This window comes from Mesorhizobium sp. M7A.F.Ca.US.002.01.1.1 (genome assembly GCF_004022955.1).
Classification (GTDB): Bacteria; Pseudomonadota; Alphaproteobacteria; order Rhizobiales; family Rhizobiaceae; genus Mesorhizobium; species Mesorhizobium ciceri.
The window spans coordinates 1-5,837 of sequence record NZ_RZQE01000383.1; the positions used below are offsets into that span (position 1 = coordinate 1).

Below are 5,837 nucleotides of genomic sequence, written 5' to 3' on the forward strand. Positions count from 1 at the left end.
GCGCAACTGGCGATCGTCGGCCATGAAGATAAGGATGCCGGTCAGCGCCATGGCGAGCGCCGCCAGCGCGATGCCGGCGAGCAGCATTGTGGCAACCGAGGTTTGCCCCCGCCGCGTCGCGACCTGATAGAGCATCAGCGTGGTGGCGAGCCCGCCACAGAAGGCCGCCAGCGGCAGGGCAAGCGTGCCGAGCAAGGCTGTCACCGGAGCCAATATCGTCGCGCCGAGCACGATGACGGCAACCGCGCCGAGGCTGGAGCCGGCCGAGACGCCGATCAGGCCGGGGTCCGCCAGCGGATTGCGGAACAGCCCCTGCATGACCGCGCCGGAGACGGCGAGCGCCGCGCCGACCAGCATGCCGAGGATGACGCGCGGCAGGCGGATGTCATAGACGATCAGGCTGTCGCGGGCGCTCAACGCGGCGTCGTCAGGCACTGCGCCGAACAGCCAGCCCCCGATGACGTTGGCGGCCGATGCGTCCGAAGCCCCCGATGTCAGCGACAGAAAAACGGCAGCCGCGAGCCCCAGGCACAGCAGAAGGATGACGATGCGGGCGCGGCCCGACCGGTCGCCTTCGGATACGCTTGCCATCACCGGGCCGGCGATCGATTGATCGACCATGATCTGCCTGCTCAGTCCGTGACCTGCCCGCCATAAAGCGAGACAGCGAGGTCGTGGATGGCATCAGCCGTGCGCGGCCCGAAGCCGAGCAGATAGGCGCCGTCGATGCGGATCAGCTTGTGCGCCGTTCCGGCCGGCGTGGAGGCGATCGATGGATTGCCGAACAGTTCGTCGTCCGAAACCGGAGGCCCGGCATTGCTCATCATCAGGATCACGTCAGGCCTGGCGGTTATGATCGCCTCGTCGGACATCTGCTTGTAGCCGGAAAAGCCCTCGACCGCGTTGACGCCGCCGGCCAGCTTGACCATGCCGTCGGCGGCGGTCTCGCTGCCGGCCGCCAGAATCTTGCCGCCCTGTATCGACAGCACGAACAGGATGCGCTTGCGCTCCTTGATCGAAGCCGTCTGCTTCTCGGCGGCCGTGAGCTTGGCATCGAGCTCCTTGGCCAGCACCTCGGCCTTGGCGTCGACGCCGAGCGCCTTGCCGACGATGCGGACCTTCTCGAGAATGCCTTCGTGGCTGTAGTGCTCGGGCACCTCGATGAACGGCACGCTCGTCTTCTTCAAGACATCGACTGCTTCCTTGGGGCCGCTGCCATGCAGCGCCAGGATGCCGGTCGGGTCGACCGACAGCACACCCTCCGGCGACAGCGCGCGCATATAGCCGACATCGGGCAGCTCAAGCGCCGCCTTTGGGAACCGGCTGGTGGAATCGCGTGCCACCAGATGCTTTTCCTGGCCGAGAGCATAGACGATCTCGGTGATCGAGCCGCCAATGGCCACGATCTTTGAAGGATCGGCAAACACGGCCGTGCCATCCGCGGCGCTGGCGGGTTGCAGTGCGATAGCAGCCATGGAGAGACCGATCACCGGCCCCAAAATAGATCCGCGCACAGCCGACAATTTTGGGAAAACACTCATAGCATTTTTTCTCAGGCTGCGGTCGGGCTTGGGATGCGCGGCAGGTTTTCCGCCAGGAAGCGCCAGTCGTCTCGCTCGCTTTCGCCTTCATGACGCTTGCCGAAGAACTGGATGATCATCTTGCCGTCGGCGTCATAGACCTCGAGCGAGGTGACATGACCGTCCTTGGTCGGCTTGCGCACGGCCCAGACCTCGTGGATGTGGTCGGTGCGCAGATGCAGGTGGAAGGTTTCGTCCAGCACGTTGATCCATGGTCCCATCGGCTTGATCGACTTGATCGGACCGGAATGGATCTGGATGCAGCCGCGGTTTCCCACAAAGCACATGATCGGCATCTCGCCCTCCGCGGCATGATGAAACATGGCCCGGACCGCCTCATTGTCGAGCTGCCAGGCATAGTCCTGCCCAACCAGGCGCACCGCCTGCCGGCGGCTTAGTTTCAGCGTCTTCAGCATACCAAAGAACTGGTGCACGTCGGTCAGCCGGCTCCAGCGGTCACGCAGATCGTCGAGATTGGCGGCCGCTCCGTCGCCATGGATCTCGTCATCGGGGAGTGGCCCCGAGATGTCGACCGTCGGTTCCTGGTTGGACGATTCGAGCGCGGCGACCAGCTTCTGATAGGCATAGAGGCTGGAGGCCGGCCGCAGATGCACCTTGTGCACGGCCTCGCCTGCCGCATCGAAGAACTGGAGGCTGCGGCGGATTTCGTCGCCGTCGCGCTTCTCGACGGCAAAGCCGTGTGCCCAGACCTTCGGGAAGATGCGCAAGTCGATGTTTTCGCCAAGCACCATGGCATTGTGGGTGCCGGTGACGACCTTGTCATAGACGCCGATCTTCTCGTGCACCGCGCTTTCATTGCGGGTCAGCGCCATGACCTCGCCGACGGCCTCGAGGCCGGTCAGAAGATCGTTGACGCGCGGCTCGATGCGGACGACGCCGTCGCCGCAATGCGCCGCGACCAGTTCGGCTTCCGAAATGCCGAGATGGGCAGCCAGATCACGCTCGCGCGTCTTCGGATTGTCTGTCCGTGCCCGCCGGATTTCATGCGGGGCGGATTTTACGCGCTGATCCATGTCTCGGTCCCTGTTGCCTTGTCTTACTTGTTGAGAATGAGCTTGCCCTGGCGGGTGATCTTCAGCCGGTAGAGTGCACCGTGATGCTCGATGCCTATCTCGTGCTCGCCCTGGAACAGGGTGTTGCTGGAAAGGGTTCGTACCGCCAGCGGAACCCGGTCGAAATGGGGGGAGGCATCGTCGGGACGGCGGACGCGATAGCGAAAATCGTTGGGATTGTGGGTGTTCATCTGGATGGATCCCTTTCCTGTGCCGGGCGTCTGGCTAGGCGTTGCGTAATCCGATTCATTTCTTGACTTGAATAATCATGTTTACTAGTCAGTGCAATACCGGATTAATTGAGTCAACATTTAAGACGTCGGCGACGATCAAAAATGCCAGCCAGCCCCGGGCCAGCCAGCATGAAACCTGGACTTTGGAGTTGGGGCATGGGGTTTGTGACTTGGGAATGGCGCGGCCGGTCGGCGGCGAACGGCGCGGCGGCATTGCTGGCAAGTGTGGCGGCGATTGCCTTATCGGCGCAACTGGCCAACGCCCAGCAGGCGGCGCAGACGACAGATCAAACGAAGAAGGCTGAAGAGGAAAAGGCAGCACCAGCGGGAGCAACGCTGCTCGACAAGATCCTCGTCATCAGCCGCACCGGCGAGACGGCGATCGAATCGCTGGCATCGGCCAGCCATATCGGCCAGGAACAGCTCGACCGCCGCATGGCGACGACGCCCAATGAGATGCTGCTCGGCGTGCCCGGTGTCGCGGCGCAGGCCGACGCCAGGCGCGTCAGCACCAGCATCAACATCCGCGGCCTGCAGGATTTCGGTCGCGTCGCAGTCATCGTCGACGGCGCACGACAGAATTTCCAGCGCTCCGACCACGGCACGCAGTCGACCTTCTACATCGACCCCGAACTCGTCAAATCCGTGGATGTTATCCGTGGTCCTGTAGCCAACACCTACGGCTCGGGCGCCATCGGCGGCGTCGTCTTCTTCGACACCAAGGATGCCGAGGATTTCCTCAAGCCTGACGAAACATGGGCCGGTTCCGTCACGGGACGCTATGAGAGCAACGGCAAGGGCTGGACCACAAGTGCATCCGGCGCCTACCGCATTAACGAGAATTGGGACGTGCTGGGCAACATCGTCTACCGCGACTATGACGACTACAAGGATGGCGGCGGCGACACCGTCAAGGGCACCGGCTTCGACGTGCTGAGCGGACTGCTCAAGACCAGCATACGCCCGACCGACAACAGCGAACTGAAGCTCGGCTGGGTCGGCTCAAGCGATGGCTGGAACGAGATCAGCGGCGGTGCGCCGGTCAATGACGTCGACCTGAAGTCGAACACCTTCACGGCGCGCTACAACATCACGGATGAGGACAAGAGCTGGCTCGATCTCCACATCAACACCTCCTACAACAAGACCAACCTCGATCTGACCAGCCTTGTCCCGCAAAACCGCTTTGATCCGGTCACCGGCCTTCCCGTTGTCTTGCCGGCGGGATCGCAGTCGACATTCGACGTCGGCACCACCGGCATCGACATCTGGAACACGTCCCGGTTCGAGACGAGTGGGATCGCGCACGAGCTGACCTATGGCGGCGACTGGGCCGGCGATAATGTCAAGACAGGCGGCGCGGCTGGTGGCGACAGTTTCTACACGCCTTCGGGCAAGCGCAACGTTTCGGGCGCCTATGTCCAGGACAAGCTCACCTGGGAGTGGCTCGAAGTCATCGCCGGGCTGCGTTACGACAACTACAGCCTCAAGGATGACACCCACGACATTTCCGGCGACAGGGTATCGCCGCGCATCACCGTCGGCGTCTCCCCGTTCGAATCCGCAGGCCTTGCCGGCCTTCAGTTTTATGGCACCTATGCCGAGGGCTATCGCTCGCCATCGATCACCGAGACGCTGATCAGCGGCAATCATCCGGCAGGCGTCAGCTTTCCGTTCCTGCCCAATCCCAATCTGCGGCCGGAAACCGGCAAGACGACCGAGTTCGGCGTCAACTACAAGCAGAACGACATCCTCGAAGCCGGCGATGCGCTGCGCATCAAGGCAGCGTATTTCAACAATGATGTCGAAGATTACATCGATGGCGTTACCCTGTCGCGGTTTGACCCGGCAGCCGGTTGCCCGAGCGGACCCGGTATCCCGATATGCTTCCAGTACCAGAATTTTGCCAAGGCCAAGATCGACGGCTTCGAACTGGAGGGCGTCTATGATGCCGGATGGGGCTATGCCGGGCTCTCGGCTTCAATCACCAATGGTCACACCATTTCCTACAAGGGTGTGGAAGCGGATCTCGCCACGATCCCATCATCCCAGGTCACCGCGCAGCTCGGCTTGCGCTTCCTCGAGGACAAGCTGACCGTCGGCGGCGAAGTGCAATACAATGGCAAGCCCAAGGGCAATCCGATCGCCGAGGACTACACGCTGGTCAATGCCTTTGCCAGCTACCAGGCGACGGACAATTTGAAGATTGATTTCCGCGCCGACAATCTGTTCGATGTCAAATACGCCAACCCGCTCAACCTGACCACGGCCGGCCAGCCGCCGCAGCCGGTTTTCGCGGCCTACGAGCCCGGCATAACGCTGAAGCTGGCGGCAACGATGCGGTTTGGAGGCTGATTGCCATGACGAGCTTGACGACACCCCTTCGTCTGCTGACCTCGATGCTGGCGATGTCGCTTGCGATGGTTCCGGCGTGGGCGCAAGAGTCCGCGCCGGTCCCCGCGCTCACCCTGGAACTCAATGGTGCGCAACCTTCCGACAAGGGTTGCCGCCTGACGTTCGTGGTCAACAACAATCTCGGCGCCGACCTGGCCAAGGCTGCCTTCGAGATCGCCTTGTTCAACGAGGCAGGCGTCGTCGACCGGCTGACCGTGCTCGACTTCAAGGAACTGCCGGCCGGCAAGACCAAGGTGACGCGTTTCGATCTGGCCGGCACCGAGTGCTCGAAAGTCAGCCGCGTGCTGATCAACAGCGCGACCGAATGCACCGGTACCGGCGTCGAACCGAACGCCTGCATGCGAAAGCTGAAGACAGACACCAAGACCGGTATCGCCTTCGGCGTCTGAGGTGGGACTGCATCCCGCATTCCTGCAAAACAAAGCGGCGTGGCCAGTTGCCGGCCACTGCCGACTGCCGCTGCGAGCGAACGATCTTGATTTGACAATTCTGCTCTTGTCGCTGCAGGTCTCGCGGCGAGACATGCAGGATATCAG

6 protein-coding genes are annotated in these 5,837 nt (G+C 62.4%); 2 read left to right on the forward strand and 4 right to left on the reverse strand.

Going from position 1 to position 5,837, the window contains the following annotated elements; translation table 11 throughout:
• From EN932_RS27260 to hemP, 4 genes are all read right to left on the reverse strand, one after another.
• Nucleotides 1–621: iron chelate uptake ABC transporter family permease subunit (locus tag EN932_RS27260; RefSeq protein WP_164890639.1), on the reverse strand; the 621-nt coding region annotated here is incomplete at its 3' end.
• 11 nt (nt 622–632) lie between these two features.
• Nucleotides 633–1,541, reverse strand: coding sequence for a hemin ABC transporter substrate-binding protein (locus tag EN932_RS27265; RefSeq protein WP_127370106.1), 909 nt, complete (start codon nt 1,539–1,541; stop codon nt 633–635).
• Nucleotides 1,542–1,552: 11 nt separating this feature from the next.
• Complete coding sequence (locus tag EN932_RS27270) at nt 1,553–2,614, reverse strand: hemin-degrading factor (RefSeq protein ID WP_127370105.1); 1,062 nt, start codon at nt 2,612–2,614, stop codon at nt 1,553–1,555.
• A gap of 23 nt (nt 2,615–2,637) precedes the next feature.
• Nucleotides 2,638–2,844, reverse strand: coding sequence for a hemin uptake protein HemP (gene hemP / locus EN932_RS27275; RefSeq protein WP_063168168.1), 207 nt, complete (start codon nt 2,842–2,844; stop codon nt 2,638–2,640).
• Nucleotides 2,845–3,042: 198 nt separating this feature from the next.
• Here hemP and EN932_RS27280 point away from each other — a divergent pair, with 198 nt between their 5' ends.
• Both EN932_RS27280 and EN932_RS27285 read left to right on the forward strand, forming a co-directional pair.
• The gene (locus EN932_RS27280; RefSeq protein WP_127370004.1) at nt 3,043–5,241 is read left to right on the forward strand and encodes a TonB-dependent hemoglobin/transferrin/lactoferrin family receptor; all 2,199 of its coding nucleotides are present in this window, start codon (nt 3,043–3,045) and stop codon (nt 5,239–5,241) included.
• A gap of 5 nt (nt 5,242–5,246) precedes the next feature.
• The gene (locus EN932_RS27285; protein ID WP_127370003.1) at nt 5,247–5,690 is read left to right on the forward strand and encodes a hypothetical protein; all 444 of its coding nucleotides are present in this window, start codon (nt 5,247–5,249) and stop codon (nt 5,688–5,690) included.
• Nucleotides 5,691–5,837: the final 147 nt, after the last annotated feature.